At 35.7% G+C, this 16,233-nt stretch carries 15 protein-coding genes; 14 read left to right on the forward strand and 1 reads right to left on the reverse strand.

Annotated elements, in window-relative coordinates; genetic code table 11:
* The first annotated feature begins 49 nt into the window (after positions 1 to 49).
* From CGC52_RS09425 to CGC52_RS09485, 13 genes are all read left to right on the forward strand, one after another.
* Positions 50 to 505: a hypothetical protein gene (locus tag CGC52_RS09425; RefSeq protein ID WP_095894206.1), complete on the forward strand. Its 456-nt coding sequence runs from the start codon at positions 50 to 52 to the stop codon at positions 503 to 505.
* Between the two features lie 22 nt (positions 506 to 527).
* Positions 528 to 1,052, forward strand: coding sequence for an HXXEE domain-containing protein (locus CGC52_RS09430; RefSeq protein WP_095894207.1), 525 nt, complete (start codon positions 528 to 530; stop codon positions 1,050 to 1,052).
* A gap of 88 nt (positions 1,053 to 1,140) precedes the next feature.
* Positions 1,141 to 2,094, forward strand: a complete 954-nt coding sequence (locus tag CGC52_RS09435; RefSeq protein ID WP_095894208.1) for a DUF4299 family protein — start codon at positions 1,141 to 1,143, stop codon at positions 2,092 to 2,094.
* Positions 2,095 to 2,121: 27 nt separating this feature from the next.
* A complete protein-coding gene (odhB, locus tag CGC52_RS09440; RefSeq protein ID WP_095894209.1) occupies positions 2,122 to 3,339 on the forward strand; it encodes a 2-oxoglutarate dehydrogenase complex dihydrolipoyllysine-residue succinyltransferase in 1,218 nt (405 codons plus the stop codon).
* Between the two features lie 245 nt (positions 3,340 to 3,584).
* Positions 3,585 to 4,079 (forward strand): thiol peroxidase, encoded by a 495-nt coding sequence (gene tpx, locus CGC52_RS09445; protein ID WP_095894210.1) that lies wholly within the window; start codon positions 3,585 to 3,587, stop codon positions 4,077 to 4,079.
* Positions 4,080 to 4,199: 120 nt separating this feature from the next.
* Positions 4,200 to 6,620: a DNA translocase FtsK gene (locus CGC52_RS09450; protein ID WP_042010057.1), complete on the forward strand. Its 2,421-nt coding sequence runs from the start codon at positions 4,200 to 4,202 to the stop codon at positions 6,618 to 6,620.
* A 195-nt stretch (positions 6,621 to 6,815) separates the two neighbouring features.
* Positions 6,816 to 7,454 (forward strand): outer membrane lipoprotein carrier protein LolA, encoded by a 639-nt coding sequence (locus CGC52_RS09455; RefSeq protein WP_095894510.1) that lies wholly within the window; start codon positions 6,816 to 6,818, stop codon positions 7,452 to 7,454.
* Positions 7,455 to 7,514: 60 nt separating this feature from the next.
* Complete coding sequence (locus CGC52_RS09460) at positions 7,515 to 8,954, forward strand: LptF/LptG family permease (RefSeq protein WP_095894211.1); 1,440 nt, start codon at positions 7,515 to 7,517, stop codon at positions 8,952 to 8,954.
* Positions 8,951 to 10,072 (forward strand): lipid-A-disaccharide synthase, encoded by a 1,122-nt coding sequence (lpxB, locus tag CGC52_RS09465; RefSeq protein WP_095894212.1) that lies wholly within the window; start codon positions 8,951 to 8,953, stop codon positions 10,070 to 10,072. The genes CGC52_RS09460 and lpxB overlap by 4 nt, the downstream gene beginning before the upstream one ends.
* Before the next feature lie 451 nt (positions 10,073 to 10,523).
* Positions 10,524 to 11,315, forward strand: a complete 792-nt coding sequence (gene murI / locus CGC52_RS09470) for a glutamate racemase (protein ID WP_042010047.1) — start codon at positions 10,524 to 10,526, stop codon at positions 11,313 to 11,315.
* 27 nt (positions 11,316 to 11,342) lie between these two features.
* Positions 11,343 to 12,488 carry a DUF5929 domain-containing protein gene (locus CGC52_RS09475; protein ID WP_042010044.1) on the forward strand — a complete coding sequence of 382 codons (1,146 nt, stop codon included), beginning with the start codon at positions 11,343 to 11,345 and terminating at the stop codon, positions 12,486 to 12,488.
* A complete protein-coding gene (locus CGC52_RS09480) occupies positions 12,485 to 13,207 on the forward strand; it encodes a metallophosphoesterase family protein (protein WP_095894213.1) in 723 nt (240 codons plus the stop codon). Before CGC52_RS09475 ends, CGC52_RS09480 begins: the two co-directional genes overlap by 4 nt.
* 45 nt (positions 13,208 to 13,252) lie before the next feature.
* On the forward strand, positions 13,253 to 13,816 hold the full coding sequence (locus CGC52_RS09485) for a 5-formyltetrahydrofolate cyclo-ligase (RefSeq protein ID WP_095894214.1): 564 nt from the start codon (positions 13,253 to 13,255) through the stop codon (positions 13,814 to 13,816).
* A 4-nt stretch (positions 13,817 to 13,820) separates the two neighbouring features.
* Here CGC52_RS09485 and CGC52_RS09490 read toward each other — a convergent pair whose 3' ends face one another.
* Positions 13,821 to 14,585 (reverse strand): MBL fold metallo-hydrolase, encoded by a 765-nt coding sequence (locus CGC52_RS09490; RefSeq protein ID WP_095894511.1) that lies wholly within the window; start codon positions 14,583 to 14,585, stop codon positions 13,821 to 13,823.
* Positions 14,586 to 14,769: 184 nt separating this feature from the next.
* Here CGC52_RS09490 and CGC52_RS09495 point away from each other — a divergent pair, with 184 nt between their 5' ends.
* Positions 14,770 to 16,224, forward strand: a complete 1,455-nt coding sequence (locus tag CGC52_RS09495; RefSeq protein ID WP_095894215.1) for a nicotinate-nucleotide adenylyltransferase — start codon at positions 14,770 to 14,772, stop codon at positions 16,222 to 16,224.
* Positions 16,225 to 16,233: the final 9 nt, after the last annotated feature.

Below are 16,233 nucleotides of genomic sequence, written 5' to 3' on the forward strand. Positions count from 1 at the left end.
AACAGTATGCCACCGTATATTCAAATGTTCGTTTAAAAATACTCGAACTATGAAAGAAATAAAGTTTTTTAACTTTGGTAATGTGAGAAGTTTTCGCTTTTGGTTATTTGTATTTTCAGGTATCGCAATGGTGATGCTTCTTCTTGAAATGTTTTTTTTAGAAGATTCAATACTGAGACCGTACATACGAGTATCAGCATATTTGGGATTCTCCTTATATTATCTGACTCCCTTTCTTTATAGAAATTCTGTTGAGTGGAATAAAAGAGGAATTACCTTAAAGTTGAATACGCTGGTTTTCTCACGAACGTTTTCTTTTGAAGATATTAAATCGGTTGAATTTTTGGAAAAAGAGCTGAGAGTTACACGCCACGATGACGTAGTACGTAGGTTGGATTTGACAGGTATTACACCAGAAAGTATCGAAAGGTTGAAAGCAATTTTTCAGCAACATTATGTGAAATTTCGTGTAGGACAAGATTTTCAAGAGCCTATAATTTGTTAGTTTGATAGGGTTCTGTTTCAAAATGAGTGATTTAGATAAAATAGTAGCGATATTTCCTGTCGTGTTTATGCTACATGATTTTGAAGAAATCATAGGTTTTGAATCGTGGTTGAAAAACAATAGGGAAGAGTTGGCAAAACGTTTTCCTAGAATAGAAAAAAGATTCGACAAAGGAGGAATGTTTCTACTATCAACCTCTACGTTTGCTTTTGCAGTGTGTGTCATTTTTGTTTTGGTATCCTTGATGAGTTTTATTTCGTTGTATTTGGGTGTTTATCAATGGTGGTTTGTAGTATTTTCAGCTTTTTTTGTACATTTGTTCATTCATATAGGACAATGGATAGTTTATGGGAAGTATATTCCTGCTATTATTACATCGTTTTTGTCGTTGCCTTATTGTTTTTACGCTTTTTATGTCGTTTTTGAGTATAGTGATTTTTCTGTTGCGGAAATGCTATTTTGGATGTTTTTAGGTACGATTTTAATGTTAATAATTGTCCCCTGTGTACTTAACCTCGCAGGAAGATTACAAAAAACTTTAAGTTGAACTTACGTCCAAATCGGTAAAGATCAAAAAAACAATTTTACAATCGTGCAGAAAGATATCAGGAATTGAGGATAAAAAATAGTTAATCATGAGTAGGAGTTTTTACATTAAAAACACAGAAGCACCCCGAGTGATGAGTCCGAATGAGATTTTGTCGCTCCAGCCACCTACTTTTATTCAGTACGATGTTCATGATGAAGAGGAGCATTTTTTAGATGTAATGAACTCACCTATTGATCATTACGGAAGTATGTTGATGGGAGAAGAGTTTGTGAGTGGACGAGGATTTGAAGTTTGTTATCAAGCCGAATTAAATAGTTATCAGGTGCGGGTTTTTACTCCGAGTACCAAAGCTGATTGGCAAGGTGCGTTTGAATTTATAGTAAATTTGGCAAGATATTTAGGAGTGCAAGTGGTTGATGAAGAGGATACTACATACCAAGCCGATAGTATAACGTATGATTATTTACGAGACATTGAGTTTGGTATTCAATGCTATGAAGGAAGAGAGGGGCAATATATTTTTGGGGTCAATTATCCAATGTGCCTGAATGGAGAAATGATAGACAGATTATTGTCTGCTGATGATAAGGCGACGTATTTCAGCGAAATGGTGGAGGCTCATCAGTATGTGGATGCCTATTTCGCTAAACAACGATTCTATGAAAGTAGTTTAGATAAAAATGAAGGTATTATTGGTGTGTATGCTTTAACGGAAGATTTACCAACCATTTTACCCTATGAATATCCACCCTTTATTGATATTACCAAAATCTCACTCAACCAAGAGGATATCAGTCGATGGCGTATTTCATTAGTAACGATTGAAGGTGATGAGGACGACCCTAATAGTTATAAAGTCATGGGTGATATGGATTTTAAAACCTTTTTGGAACGACTTCCAGAAGAAAAAATCGAGAAATTGGACGGGCATTATATGATTGTTGAACTTTCAAAATCGGATATGCAAGACATTATCTATCAAAAATCAGAAACAAGCAGTTTGTTTGGAAAAATAAAGAATTTATTTAATAATAATTAATATACACATACTTAAAACTAAGATACTATGTTAGAGATGAAAGTTCCCTCGCCGGGGGAGTCCATAACGGAAGTTGAAATTGCACGTTGGTTAGTGAAAACGGGAGATTATGTATCTAAAGATCAAGCTATTGCTGAAGTTGATTCGGATAAGGCTACTCTTGAACTTCCTGCCGAAGCCAGTGGTATTATTACGCTTCAGGCAGAGGAAGGGGACGCTGTCAAAGTAGGGCAGGTAGTCTGTTTGATTGATACCTCTGCTACTAAGCCTACCGAAGGAGTTGCTAAAGCAGAAACTAAAAAGGAGGAGCCAAAGAAAGAAGAAATTAAACCAGTGGCTGCTTCCGTAGCTGAAAAAACGACATACGCTACTAACGCACCAAGTCCAGCAGCTCGTAAAATATTGCAAGAAAGAGAAATACCTGCCTCATCTGTGAAAGGTACAGGCAAAGACGGACGCATCACTAAGGAAGATGCTCTTAAGGCTTCAAAACCATCTATGGGAACTCCTACAGGAGGTTTACGAACCGAAACAAGAGCTAAGATGTCGATGCTTCGCCGTAAGGTAGCCGAGCGTTTGGTGAGTGCTAAAAATGAAACTGCGATGCTTACTACCTTTAATGAAGTGGACATGACGGCTATCTACGAACTTAGAAGCCAATACAAAGATGCTTTTAAAGATAAGCATAATGTGAATTTAGGGTTTATGTCTTTCTTCACCTTGGCAGTAGTTCGTGCGTTGAAAATGTTCCCTGATGTAAACTCAATGATTGACGGACAAGAGAAAGTTACGTATGATTTTTGTGATATCTCCATTGCCGTTTCAGGCCCTAAAGGACTGATGGTGCCTGTTATCCGTAATGCTGAAAACTTGTCATTCCGAGGAGTAGAGGCTGAAGTAAAACGCTTAGCATTACGAGCTCGTGACGGGCAAATAACTGTAGATGAGATGACTGGAGGGACGTTTACGATTACTAACGGAGGCGTTTTCGGATCAATGTTATCTACTCCAATAATCAATCCACCTCAGTCGGGAATTTTAGGAATGCACAACGTGGTGGACAGAGCCGTTGTTAAAAACGGACAAATCGTTGTAGCTCCTGTGATGTATGTAGCTCTTTCGTATGATCACCGAATCATTGACGGACGCGAATCGGTAGGGTTCTTAGTAGCCGTGAAAGAAGCTCTTGAAAATCCAGTTGAAATCCTAATGAATGGTAACATAAAAGCAGCTTTAGAGTTGTAGAATTCTAAAATATTAATAGTTAAACCTCCTGAAAATAACGTTTTAGGAGGTTTTGTGTTTGTTGATTTAGAGTTTTGTTACTTTTGACAGACATAATTATCTCTTGTGAAAATTTCTGTTTGCGTATCCGAATGTATTGATTATAATGTAATCCTTCCCCAATTAATCCTCCTAAAATTAAAGTTTGGTTTTTGTTTTTTTTTACGTACCTTTGCGGTTACGGATTAAAAAACAGAATAATTATTATGGCTACAATCACTTTTAAGGGAGGAGCGGTTCATACACAAGGTGAACTTCCACAAGTAGGGGCAGTAGCTCCTGATTTCAAAGCAGTAAAAACAGACTTATCAGAGGTTTCTTTACAAGATTTTAAGGGTAAAAAACTGGTTTTAAACATATTTCCAAGTATAGATACGGGAGTTTGTGCCGCTTCTGCACGTAGATTTCATCAAGAGGTTGCTGCATTGGATAATGTTGTAATAGCTTGTATTTCAAAAGATTTACCTTTTGCTTTCAGCAGATTCTGTGCAGCTGAGGGTATTGATGATTTGGTAATGCTTTCCGATTTCAGAGGTGAATTTTCTCAAAACTATCACGTAACATTTACTGATGGCCCTCTCAAAGGTTTGCTTTCGCGTTGTATCGTTGTTATTGATGAAAAAGGGCATGTTATTCACAACGAACAAGTTGCAGAAACAGCTAACGAGCCAAATTACGCAGCTGCTTTGGCAAAATTGTAGTTTTAAATATAACATGTAGAACAAACATAAGTGTCATCAAGTTGAAAAATCTCACGTAGCTTTTGTAGGCTTTTGCGTGATGATTTAACTTTTCAATCTGCTACCTATTAAACTAAAAAAATGTCACAAAAAAAACAAAAGGACTCCGATAAAAAAACTAAAACAAAGACGGATAAAGGCAAACAACGGAAATTAATTTTCGGTGTTGTCCTTACTTTTGTTTCACTGATGCTTATTGTAGCTTTTGTGTCTTATCTTTTTACTTGGCAAACCGATCAAAGTGTTTGGTTGGCTTTAGGGGATAGACAGCAAGAAGCTCAGAATTTGGTGAGTAAAATTGGAGCTTTTTTGGGACATTTTTTTATCTATAAAGGATTTGGAATTGCGATGTTTATTCCTGCAGTATTGGCTTTTTTGACAGGTTTAAAACTTTCATTCGGATTGCGAATGCCTCTTTTCAATCGATGGTTTTGGGGAATTTTGTGGATGATTTTTATTGCTACTTTTTTCGGTTTTTTTTCAGGCAAAGCTAGTATTTTGGGAGGTATTTCAGGTTACGAAATCAATCATTTTGTTCAAGATTACATTGGGGTGTTTGGGACAGCGTTACTACTCATCTTATTTCTATTACTTTATGCTATTTTGAAAGCTGAACTTACGCCCGAAAAAGTGAGCAAAATGTTTCAGACAGTTTTCACTAAAATCAATCAAGTCAAAATCTCGGATACTTTAAGTCCCTCTAAACTAGTAAAGAAAGTAGCTGTTCCAGCGAATCCTGAGGAAAATAATGATGATTTTTTGAAGTCAACAGATGTTAATAATGAAAAGATCTTTATTGACAATAATAAACCTGACGAAAAATTAGATGTATTCACTCATAAAAAAGAAATCCCTTTCTTGACAAATGAAGAGAATGAAGAAAATTTCTTTATAACCAATACTCCTTCTGAAGAGTTGGATCTGCAAGTAGAAAAACCAAAGCAAAGTGAGGAAGTTGATCCTGAATTATTAGCTAAAAAATTGGTTGAAAACTACGGAGAATACGATCCACGTTTGGATTTGAGTGACTATCGTTTTCCTACCATCGAACTTTTGAACGAGCCCAAAGAAAGTGGTATTATTATCAATCAGGAGGAATTGGAGGAGAATAAAAATACAATTGTTCAGACCCTTAGAGATTACAAAATTGAAATATCACAGATAAAGGCTACCATTGGTCCAACGGTTACGCTCTATGAGATTGTCCCTGCTGCGGGGATTCGCATTTCGAAAATTAAAAATTTAGAAGATGACATAGCTTTGTCCTTAGCGGCTTTGGGTATTCGTATTATTGCACCGATTCCAGGAAAGGGGACTATTGGTATTGAGGTTCCGAATAAGAAACCGACCACTGTTTTTATGCGTTCCATGATTACTTCGCCCAAGTTTCAACACTCGGAGATGGAGCTTCCTGTAGCATTCGGAAAGACCATTAGCAACGAAACCTTTGTAGCTGACCTCACTAAGATGCCCCATCTACTGATGGCTGGTGCTACAGGGCAAGGTAAATCTGTGGGGCTTAATGTTGTACTCACATCTTTACTTTACAAGAAACATCCTGCCGAGGTGAAATTTGTATTAGTAGATCCGAAGAAGGTAGAACTGACTTTGTTCAACACTATTGAACGCCACTTTTTAGCAAAACTTCCTGATAGTGAGGAAGCTATTATTACGGATAACAAAAAGGTAGTCAACACGTTGAATTCTCTTTGTATTGAAATGGACAATCGTTATGAGCTGTTGAAAAATGCAATGGTTCGTAACATCAAAGAGTACAACGCAAAATTCAAAGCACGGCAACTAAACCCGAATGAAGGACACCGATTTTTGCCGTATATAGTCTTGGTGGTTGATGAGTTTGCCGATTTGATTATGACGGCAGGTAAAGAAGTGGAGTTGCCCATTGCACGATTGGCTCAATTGGCACGAGCCATTGGTATTCACTTGATTATTGCAACGCAACGTCCATCGGTGAACGTTATCACAGGGATTATTAAGGCAAATTTCCCTGCTCGAATTGCGTTTCGTGTAACTTCGAAGATAGATTCAAAAACGATTTTAGATGGTTCGGGGGCTGAGCAGTTAATAGGGCGAGGAGACATGCTTTACACCCAAGGAAATGAACCTATTCGTATCCAATGTGCTTTTGTAGATACCCCTGAAATCAATCATATTACTGAATATATTGGAGCTCAGAAGGCTTATCCAGATGCTTACTTATTGCCTGAATATGTAGGTAGTGAAAGTGAAGCTACGGAGTTGGATTTTGATCCTGCTGACCGTGATAAATTATTTAGAGAAGCGGCTGAAATCATTGTTAATGCACAGCAAGGTTCGGCATCGCTCTTACAGCGTAAATTGAGTTTAGGATATAATCGAGCAGGACGTATTATTGATCAGTTGGAACACGCAGGAATTGTGGGGCCTTTTGATGGAAGTAAAGCCCGAAAGGTACTTGTTTCTGACATCGTATCGCTCGAAAATTTGTTGAATGGACGTTAATTTTGGAACGGAAATTGGTATTCATGGTAGTAAGTCGTTAAAGAGCATCGTTTTACGTAATTTTGTACTCGGCCATAGAGAAGGATTAATAATTTATTAATGAGATTTTTTTGTGGTTTGATATGAAACGGTTCTTTCGGAGTATCTTACGTATGAATGCACATTATAGTAATAATTATGAAAAACATCAAAAAAATGAAAAAAATAATAATTTCGATTATCACTTTATGTAGTTTTGTAGCTCAAGCTCAGAACGCGAATAAAGCAAAGACTTTATTGGATGAGGTGTATAACAAAATGACAAGTTACGACAATATTTATATTGAGTTTCGGTATAATTTAGATAATATTTCCGAAAATATTAATCAAGAAATCAAAGGAAATGTAACTTTGGCTAAGGATAAGTATGTTTTGAATTATATGGGAGCTACCAAAATATATGATGGTAATAAATCATATACCATAATTCCTGAAAATGAAGAAGTTGTAATCGAATCGACTTCAGATGAGGAAACGTCCATCACACCTTCAAAAATGCTTACCTTTTATAGAAAAGGGTACACCTACAAATGGGATATTGAACAAAATGTACGGGGCAGAAAGATACAATATGTGGAACTTAAACCTCAAAAAACATCAGATGTAAAACAAATTTTATTAGGGATTGATGTTCAAACAAAGCATATTTACAATCTAATCGAAATTGGGAAAAACAATACGAAAACCACCATCACGGTCAATACGTTCAAAACCAATCAACCGATTCCAGCAAATTTGTTTAAATTTGATAAAGAAAAATATAAAAAAGAAGGATATTACATCTCTGAATTGTAGTTTCACCTCAGGAAATCAAATACGGTGTGAGATGTCCAAATAAGTAGTAACGTACACATAATGAAAATATTAGACCGATATATTTTAACACAGTTCCTAAAGAATTTTTTAGGAACTCTTTTCGTTTTAATTCTGATATTTATGTTCCATACTTTGTGGACATATATCGACGATTTAGCGGGTAGAGGTTTGGAGATGTGGATTATAGCTAAGTTTTTAATATTTTTCATTCCGCAATTGATTCCGATCATTTTGCCGTTGGCGGTGGTGGTTTCTTCCATTATGACCTTTGGAGCATTTGCTGAAAATTACGAGTTTGCAGCAATGAAAGCATCAGGAATTTCGGTGCAACGAGCCATGCGACCTTTGTTGGTTTTTATGGGATTTTTGAGTTTATTTACTTTTTTTTTGGTCAATGTGGTGATTCCTGTTTCCTATACGGAATTATTTGACCTACGTCGAAACATTGCCAAAGTGAAACCAGCAATGGCTATTGCAGAAGGAATTTTTTCAGATATAGGTGATGATATCAGTATCAAAGTTGATAAAAAATCAGGTAAAAATGATGAATTTTTAGAAAAGGTGGTTATTCATAAAAAATCACCTGACCGTGTGAACAGGACTGTAATTATTGCAGAACGAGGCGAGTTAAAAAATGTTAAAAATAGTGATTTTTTGCAACTTATCTTGGAAGATGGTAATTATTACGAAGATATCAAGACTCAAACTTATGCCCAACAACAGCGTTTCCCTTTTGCGAAAGTACATTTTGATAAATATGTCATCAATATTGATCTTTCCCATTTGAACAATGTTGATTTTAATGAGAAAACCAATATTACTACTTATCGAATGATGAATGTTGGACAATTGAACTACGCTATAGATTCATTGCGGAATGACTTTAAACAACATATAGCTGATCATGGGGGGAGTATGATGCGTCGTACAGGTATTTTTCTACCTGAAAAAAATATAAAAACTTCTGAGAATAACAATGTTGAGGATATTTCAGAACTGCTAAACCTATTCGAAACTTACAAAAAACGGCAGATATGGGATATGGCTGTTAGCAATGCTCAAAGTCAGTATGATAATTTAGATTTCAGGCAGCGTGACATTGAATATCGTTACAAAACATTAAACCTCCATATTCTGAATTTGAGTGATAAATTTGCCTTGACATTTTCTTGTTTTGTATTGTTTTTTGTGGCTGCACCGTTAGGTGCATTCATTCGTAAAGGAGGATTGGGTTTGCCCTTTGTAGTGGCAATGGTTCTGTTTTTATCTTATTACTTTATAAGTTTGTTTGTTAAGAATATAGCAGAAAATAACACGGTAAGCCCTGTCATTGCACCATGGTTTTCTACGTTGATTTTACTTCCTTTAGGAATATATCTAACCATTCGTGTTACTACGGATAAAGGGTTATTTCAATTTGAAAAATTACATAAATTGTTTGATTTCCTCAAACGTAAACAACAATCCAACAAGAGATGAAATACTACATCATAGCAGGTGAAGCATCGGGTGATTTACATGGAGCCAATCTGATGAAAGCACTTATTGCCAAAGACTCCAGTGCCGATATACGTTTTTGGGGAGGAGATAAAATGAAATCCGTTGCAGGAACCCTTGTCAAGCACTATCGAGATTTGGCTTTCATGGGCTTTTGGGAAGTTATCACAAATCTAAAAACTATTTTAAAGAATATTGCTTTTTGCAAAAAAGATATTCAGGATTTCCAACCAGATGTACTGATTTTCATTGATTATCCGGGTTTTAATATGCGTATCGCTACGTGGGCGAAGCAGCAAGGTTTTCAAACACATTACTATATTTCGCCTCAAATTTGGGCGTGGAAAGAAAATCGTATAAAAGCCATTAAGCGCGACATAGATTTTATGTATGTGATATTGCCTTTTGAAAAAGATTTCTATGAAAAAAAACATGCTTATCCTGTTCATTTTGTAGGACATCCGCTTTTGGATGCTATAGCTAATCGTGAACCAATAGATCCGCATGCGTTTAAGGTAGCAAATAATCTAGACCAACGACCCATTATCGCTTTACTTCCCGGAAGTCGAAAACAAGAAATCGCCAAAATGCTTTCAGTGATGCTTTCAGTAGTGGATTGTTATCCTGATTATCAGTTTGTTATTGCAGGAGCTCCATCACAAGATTATGGTTTTTATCAGCAATTTATCAAAAATAATAATGTATATTTTGTTAGTGGAAAAACTTACGATTTATTATCCATAGCCACTTGTGCATTGGTGACCAGTGGAACAGCTACTTTGGAAACAGCTTTGTTTAATGTCCCAGAAGTGGTTTGTTATCGTGGTAATTGGCTGTCATATCAAATTGCAAAGCGAGTGATTAATTTGAAGTATATTTCGTTAGTAAATCTTATTATGGATAAACCTGTAGTTACAGAACTTATTCAAGAGGAGTTGAATACCAAAAATTTACGTTTTGAAATAGATAAACTCTTAACTCCAACACATCGCGATAAGTTACTGCAAGACTATATGGATTTACGAAATCAATTAGGGGGAAGTGGAGCAAGTCAAAAAACGGCTGAATTGATTCTTTCGAATCGAATTAAGGAGAGATAAAGCATTTATAATTGGAATATAATTAACTTAGTGAGATTATTAAGGACTGCTTCAGAAGGAAAAAACACTTTTTTCTTTCTCAAGACTTTATAGTTCATCGATTATACCAAATTTATTATATACTTCTAAAAAGATACAGAGTTATACAAGGATAAAATTCAATTCGGTACATAAGAAAAGAGTAGTAATTGAGTCTATTATAGAATTTTTAAAACAAGGTCATGCTTTTCACAAAGGCGTAATAGGCGAGACAGTCAATATGCTATTACTCAGAGGTCTCACTCAACAGCAAAAGAATGATGAACAGATCGGAATCATCTTTTTGTATTATGGTTTTCTGTTGAAGCTGAACAGAAAGTCCTCTAAAGATTTCTACTACTTTTCAAGAGAGAATAAGTAAAACGAAAACTCTTTATTTCGTTTTTCAAGTAAAAAGTGTTACTTTTGTGTTATGAAAAAACAAGCTCCTATTGGATTATTTGATTCGGGTGTTGGAGGAACCACCATTTGGAAAGAGGTCGTAGCATTGATGCCCAATGAGAACACCCTATTCTTAGCAGACAATAAAAATGCTCCTTACGGCGGAAAAACGAAGGACGAAATCATTGCTTTATGCGAAAGGAATACAGAGTGTTTGCTCAATAATGATGTGAAAATCATTGTTTTAGCCTGTAATACGGGTACGACTAACGCTATTTCCTATCTTCGTGAAAAATATAGACATATACCTTTCATAGGTATTGAACCAGCTATTAAACCTGCAGCCTTAGGAAGTGTCACCAAAAAAATAGGAGTGTTAGCTACTCAAGGAACGTTGACGAGTGAATTATTTCAGAAAAATAGCAATAGTTTAGCACAAAATAACGGTATTGAATTTATTGAAAGGGTAGGAGAAGGTTTGGTAAAACTCATAGAGTCAGGCAAAATTAATAGTCCTGAAATGACGATTTTGCTCAAAAAATATTTGTATCCAATGGTAGAAGAAGGAATAGACTATCTGGTGTTGGGATGTACTCACTATCCGTATTTATTACCTCAAATTAAGCAACTTATCCCCGAAAATATTCAAGTGATTGATTCTGGATATGCCGTTGCTAGACAAACTAAAAACATACTCAGTCAAAATCAATTGTTAAATGATGCCACTGAAAAGCCGAAGCACCGTTGGTTGGCTAACGGAAATATCGAAATTTTAAAAGAATTTGCTCCTGATCGTAATGATTTGGAAATAAGTATGTTGTAAAGTATCTCAAAATAAAGTAACACTAATATGATAAATAAGCGCTTACTAATTAAGAACCTATTAGCTCATAGCGACGAAAACAGTTTCTATGATCGTAAGCGTTTCATCAATTTGAGTGATCGTGAAGGAAAGGCTAAGTTTTTGAAAATAGTTTGTGCTTTAGCCAATTCGAATCCCTATAATAATGCGTTTATAATTGTTGGTGTTGAAGATGAATCACGCTTAATTTTTGGGGTGGATTTTTTCGATGACAGCCATATTCAAAATCTGGTCAATTCCTATTTAGAAAATCCCCCATCAGTAATGTATGAAAATATTATTTTTCCAGATATTGCTGAAAATAAAGTGGTTGGTTTGGTTACAGTACGATCATCTCAAAAAATATGTTCTTTATCAAAAGGTGTGTGGAAATACCCGAAAGGAACCATTTTCAAACGAGAGGGTAGTAACAGTAAAATTGTTGATAAAACCTTTAAAATAAGCGATGTAAACCTAAAAACAGTTCGGCAAATAGAAAAACTTTCAAGTAATAATATTCAACATACTCTTGATGCCACAATCCATTTTTTAAATCACCGACACAAGGATTTACAGGCTTTTTATCACGTTTTCAGAGAACAATTTGTGCTATGTTACGCAGGGAAGCCAGAGCGTGTTGATGGAAAATTATTTTATTCAAGAGTTGATATTGAGCTGATTAACGAACAAGTACAACTGTTTTTTTCTGCCTTGGATTTGGTTGAAATCCATATTCAAGCAAATTCATTCCAAATTACGGAATATATCGAATTAGCAACTGATTTTTCACAAAAATACCACCCATTGGAAACACTCACCATCGAGTTTTTTAATAATGGAACATACAAAATACATCAAAAGTTGGTCTTTATTCCTCCTGCGTATAATCTTGAAAAATCGGCTCTTTTATGGGACGAGTATATGCCCATAGTTAAAAATATAATAGAGGGGAATGATTTGAATAACAGTAGTTTGAATAAATTAAAACTGCTACCATCCACTTTTTTGACGTGTTATTTAAGTGGTTACATACAGGCCAAAGAGTTATTAGAAGAAGCTCGGTTCAAATACAGAGAAATAGATAGGGAATCCTACCCCGCTTTAAAGCGGACACTTCGCATTATGCGTAAATTAAAATACAATACTCACAGATGAGAACATTAGTAATAGGTGATATTCACGGAGCATATAAGGCATTGATTCAAGTACTTGAACGAGTGAATATTCAAGATCAAGACAAATTCATATTTTTAGGAGATTATGCTGATGGATGGAGTCAAACACCTCAAGTTATTGATTTTCTGATAGATTTTGGTAAAAAATACGATTGCACTTTTCTCAGAGGAAATCACGATGATTTGTGTTTGGATTTTCTATCGGGGAAATCCATGGAAAAGATGTGGTATTTTCACGGGGGAGATGCCACCGAGAAAGCCTATGAGTCTATTTCTGAAGAAACAAAGCAAAAACATATTGATTTTTTACGAAAATTATCTAATTATCAGTTAGATGACCAAAATAGATTGTTTGTTCACGCAGGATTTACCAATTTGAGAGGCGTAGAATATGAATATTTTCACAAGGCTTTTTATTGGGACAGAACCCTTTGGGAATTAGCTATTTCGGTGGAAATGTCTCCTGAACAATCTCGCTATCCCAATCGATTGAAACTCTATTCTGAAATTTTTATAGGACACACGCCCACCGTTCGTTTTGAAACCGATAAACCGATGTATGCCAATAATGTGTGGAACGTTGATACAGGGGCAGCATTCAAAGGACGTATCACCGTGATGGATATCAATACCAAAGAATTTTGGCAAAGTGACCCCGTTTTTGAGCTTTATCCAGAAGAAATAGGACGAAATAAGTGAAAAAACACATAATTTTTTCGTTTTTACTCATCTAAAAAACATTTTATGAATAAGAAAGAGTTACGAACCCACTACAAACAACTTAGGAAAGGTCTTTCAGAGGAAGAACGTGAAGAAAAAAGTTTGCAAATAGCCAATCAGTTATTGAAAATGCCTATTTGGGATAGGGAAAATTATCATATTTTTCTTCCGATAGCCAAATTGTTTGAAATTAACACCGAATATATTTTACATATTCTCCATGGAAAAGATAAAAATATCGTATTACCTAAGATAGATGAAGAAAGCGGGAGGTTAAAGCATATTTTACTCACAGAGCAAACTATTTTGCGACAAAATCATTTAGGAATTACAGAGCCTTCCAACGGATTTGAGGTGCAATCTGCTCAAATAGATGTGGTGTTTGTTCCGTTACTGGCTTACGATCAAAAAGGGAATAGGGTCGGGTATGGAGGTGGATTTTATGACCGATTTTTATCAAACTGTCCTGTAACTACTTTAAAGGTAGGTCTATCATTTTTTCTCCCTGAATTAAAAATTGAAGGGGTTTTCTCAACTGATATTCCTTTGGATTACTGTGCTACTCCCGACGGATTTTTTAGATTTTAAATACTTATATATTGTTTAAAATCAGATTGTCATAGGCCAAAAAAACGTTTTCTGGTAGTTTTTTAGACACCTCGTCATGAAATCCAAACGTTTGACTGATATGGGTGAAATAGGTCTTTTTTGGTTGTACAATACGGATAATTTCCAAAGCTTCATCCAAGTTTAAATGCGTGGGGTGAATTTCCTCACGTAGGCAATTTAGCACCAAAAGATCCAGTCCGTGAAGTTTGTCTAATTCGTTGTTTATTATTTTTTTAGCATCCGTAATATAAGCGATATTTTCAATTCTATAGCCTAAAATTGGTAAATCACCATGCATCACATGAATTGGCTGAATAGTTTTTCCATAAAACTCAAATGACTCATTGTTTACCTCATTGACAGCCACAGACGGAGCTCCTGCATACCGATTTTCAGTGCGAAAAATATAGTCAAAACGTTGTCGCAGTTCAGAAATCACACGCGGTAAGGCATAAATCGGCATGTCGCCTTGTTGATATACAAACGGACGAATGTCGTCAAGCCCAGCAGTGTGGTCGGCGTGTTCATGCGTAAAGAGAATTGCTTCCAAATGGTTAATTTTGTGAGTGAGCATTTGTTGCCGAAAATCGGGGCCGCAGTCAATTAATAGATTTATATTGTCCCATGAGATAAGGGCAGAAGTTCGTAATCGCTTGTCTTTGTGGTTTTTACTTAATCCTACAGGATGATTACTTCCAATGACGGGAATCCCCTGTGATGTGCCTGTTCCTAAAAAAATAATTTTCAAAGCAAAAAAATTTACGACAAAAATAGGAATTTTCAATAGAATTTCCTATTTTTGTGCAAATAGTTTTTTAAATGAGGCTAATCCTCTGTTTTAAAGAGGGTGTGTGCCGTGTTTTATATAAAAGAAATTAAAGTATTTAGGAAATAGAGGTGATATTAACCTGAAAAAATAAAAGCATAAAAAAATGAGCGTCATAATTCAAGGAGATAAGGATATAGCCATTGAAGATGTACCTTCGACTTTAGCCAAGGCATTGCGTATTAATTTGAATGAAAATATTTACGGAACTTTTGCTGAAATTGGAGCAGGTCAGGAAACGGTACGCCATTTTTTTAGAGCAGGAGCAGCTTCGGGGACTATTGCTAAGGCAATGAGTGCCTATGACAAGGAGGTAAGCGATGCTGTGTACGGAGTGGAAGAAGATGGACGTTACGTAACTGAAAGCCGACTTAAAAAAATGTTGGACTATGAAATCAAACTCATCGAAACGCGTTTGACGAGAAATAATCACCCCAACAAGGTGTTTTTCTCTTATGCCAACACCGTCGCAACTATTGATTTTTCAAAGCGTTATAAAGGACATGGTTGGGTGGGTTTGCGTTTCCAAACCAAACCTCATGGAGCGTATAACGAAATCATTTTGCACGTGCGTTTTCACCAAACTGAAGCCAGAGCTCAGCAAGAAACATTAGGAATTTTGGGAGTGAATCTCATTTATGGAGCTTTCTATAAAACGTCAAAACCTAAAAAAATATTGAAATATTTATATGACCATATTGATAAGGATTTGATAGAAATTGATATGATAAATTTTTCAGGGCCTGATTTTGAGGATGTGGACAATCGATTGATGAGTTTACAACTTATTAGAAATGGGATGACTGAAGCGGTTATGTTTGGCCCTGATGGGAATAATATTCTTCCTGCGGAGCATCTTTACAAAAAAAATGTCTTGACTCTGCGAGGGAGTTTCCGACCTGTGACTAAGGTCAATATGGATATGTATCAAAAATCTTTGGAGATGTTTTTGGCGGAAAATAAAGTCAATCCGTCCCGTACTGAGGTGATTTTTGAAATTACGCTGTCGAATTTGATAGCAGAAGGAGAAATTGATGAGCAAGATTTTATGGACAGAGCCAAATTGTTGTGTTCCTTAGGTCAAAAAGTATTGATTTCTAATTTTAAAGAGTATTATCGAGTGGTAGAATATTTTTCAAATTATACTCGTATGCGAATGGGGTTGGCGATGGGAGTGAATAATTTGATTGCGATTTTCGATGAAAAATATTACCGACATTTGAGTGGAGGTATTTTAGAGGCATTTGGAAAATTGTTTTATCGCGATATTAAAATATATTTGTTCCCGATGAAAGACCCAGAAACAGGTCAAATCATCACCAGTGAGAATTTGCGTGTGCATCCACGTATGAAAGAATTGTACAAGTTTTTCAAATTCAACGGAAAGGTGGTGGATATTGAGGGATATGATGAGGCACATCTCAACATATTCTCTCGAGAAATTCTCTCGATGATTGAGAAAGGCGAACCCAATTGGGAGGAATTACTGCCAGGTGGGGTTTCCGAAATCATCAAAGAAAAGCAATTATTTGGCTATAAGCCACAAAAAACAGAATGTTAAACCTTTAAA

The organism is Capnocytophaga sp. H2931, assembly GCF_002302535.1.
In the GTDB taxonomy this organism is placed as follows: Bacteria; Bacteroidota; Bacteroidia; order Flavobacteriales; family Flavobacteriaceae; genus Capnocytophaga; species Capnocytophaga canis.

Bases quoted from the DNA above. Each gene is read 5' to 3' on its own strand.
- CGC52_RS09425 (WP_095894206.1), top strand. From the start codon at position 50: ATGAAAGAAATAAAGTTTTTTAACTTTGGTAATGTGAGAAGTTTTCGC.
- CGC52_RS09430 (WP_095894207.1), top strand. From the start codon at position 528: ATGAGTGATTTAGATAAAATAGTAGCGATATTTCCTGTCGTGTTTATG.
- CGC52_RS09435 (WP_095894208.1), top strand. From the start codon at position 1,141: ATGAGTAGGAGTTTTTACATTAAAAACACAGAAGCACCCCGAGTGATG.
- odhB (WP_095894209.1), top strand. From the start codon at position 2,122: ATGTTAGAGATGAAAGTTCCCTCGCCGGGGGAGTCCATAACGGAAGTT.
- tpx (WP_095894210.1), top strand. From the start codon at position 3,585: ATGGCTACAATCACTTTTAAGGGAGGAGCGGTTCATACACAAGGTGAA.
- CGC52_RS09450 (WP_042010057.1), top strand. From the start codon at position 4,200: ATGTCACAAAAAAAACAAAAGGACTCCGATAAAAAAACTAAAACAAAG.
- CGC52_RS09455 (WP_095894510.1), top strand. From the start codon at position 6,816: ATGAAAAAAATAATAATTTCGATTATCACTTTATGTAGTTTTGTAGCT.
- CGC52_RS09460 (WP_095894211.1), top strand. From the start codon at position 7,515: ATGAAAATATTAGACCGATATATTTTAACACAGTTCCTAAAGAATTTT.
- lpxB (WP_095894212.1), top strand. From the start codon at position 8,951: ATGAAATACTACATCATAGCAGGTGAAGCATCGGGTGATTTACATGGA.
- murI (WP_042010047.1), top strand. From the start codon at position 10,524: ATGAAAAAACAAGCTCCTATTGGATTATTTGATTCGGGTGTTGGAGGA.
- CGC52_RS09475 (WP_042010044.1), top strand. From the start codon at position 11,343: ATGATAAATAAGCGCTTACTAATTAAGAACCTATTAGCTCATAGCGAC.
- CGC52_RS09480 (WP_095894213.1), top strand. From the start codon at position 12,485: ATGAGAACATTAGTAATAGGTGATATTCACGGAGCATATAAGGCATTG.
- CGC52_RS09485 (WP_095894214.1), top strand. From the start codon at position 13,253: ATGAATAAGAAAGAGTTACGAACCCACTACAAACAACTTAGGAAAGGT.
- CGC52_RS09495 (WP_095894215.1), top strand. From the start codon at position 14,770: ATGAGCGTCATAATTCAAGGAGATAAGGATATAGCCATTGAAGATGTA.